The following is a 1,269-nucleotide window of genomic DNA, read 5'->3' on the forward strand; positions in this document are numbered from 1 at the left end:
GTGACGGTGATCGACGAGCCGCTCGCGATCGGCGCCGCGGGGCCGTTCGCGGCCGTCCCGGCGTTCGCGGCCCCCGCGGAGGGCGACGGCCGCCTCGCGGTGACCGTCGACCCCATCGCGGGGGCGACGACCACCTCGCCGCGGCCGGTCTTCACCGGCTCAGTCGTCGGCACGACCTCGCCGTTCGAGTTCGCGATCGCCGGCGTCTGGTTCCGACTCGACGCCGAGACCGGCTGGCGCCCGGCCGAGATCAGCGAGGGCGCCGGGACCGCGTCGGTGAGGTTCCGGGCGGCGTGTCCGACGCTCGCGCTCGGGCCCCATGCGATCAGCGTGATGGCGATGGACGAGGGCATGGTCTCGGCGTGCTCCGCCGCGGACGACGGAGGCGCGTCGGGGCAGACGGCGGACGCCTCGGGCGCGTACGCGTTCACCGTCGAGGCGCCGCTGACCTGGGTGGAGGAGTCGGCGCCGCAGGTGGTCCGCGCGGGCGCATGGACGGCGCTCGCGCGCTCGCAGTTCTTCGGCGGCACGGGCATCTACGCGCAGGGCGGCGGCCGGAGCGTGTCGCTGGCGTTCGAGGGGACCGGCATCGAGTGGATCGGCGCGCGGACGACCTCGGCCGGCAAGGCGGACGTCTACCTCGACGGCGTGTACGTCGGAACCGTCGACCAGTACGCCTCGCTCAACCAGTTCCGGCGCACGATGTTCGCGAGCGCGGTCCTGCCGTACGGCACACACACGCTCGAGGTGCGTGCGATCACTGCGAAGAACCCGCGCTCGACGGGGTGCATCACGTGGGTCGACGCGTTCCGGGTCTTCGGGACGCTGGGGCCGTAGCGGCGCGATGGCGCCGGCAACCGGGCTGCTCCCGGAGGGGCAGCCCCGACAGGGAGGGGGGCGTATGAGGCGGCGCACGGCGGCGCGGTTCATCGCGCTCGCAACGGTATCGCTCGCAGTCCTGACGACAGTCGGCGTCACGGCGGCGTTCGCCGTCGGCTGGGTGCCGAACGCGGCGCCGGACCACTACGTCTGCGAGAAGGACGCGACCCTGGGCGTGTACGACCCACCCATCGGGTTGCTGGCCAACGACTGGACCTGGGACGGCCAGCCGTGGATGTCGGGCATCCTCGTGGCGTTCCCACCGAGCATGGTGCTGGAGCCGACGCCGACGACCGCCGGCGGTGTCTGGTTCCCGTCCACGCCGATGGGGACCTTCCAGTACGCTACGCCTGCGGAGTTCACCGGCGTCGACACGTGCACGTCCTGGTG

The 1,269-nt window shown here is 73.1% G+C and carries 1 protein-coding gene; it reads left to right on the forward strand.

The genetic code is table 11. From position 1 onward, the window contains the following. Positions 1 to 901 precede the first annotated feature (901 nt). Positions 902 to 1,269, forward strand: a 368-nt coding sequence (locus FDZ70_10870) for a hypothetical protein (GenBank protein TLM65726.1), incomplete at its 3' end; no start/stop codon positions are given.

The sequence above is a fragment of the Actinomycetota bacterium genome, assembly GCA_005774595.1.
Lineage (GTDB): Bacteria > Actinomycetota > Coriobacteriia > Anaerosomatales > D1FN1-002 > D1FN1-002.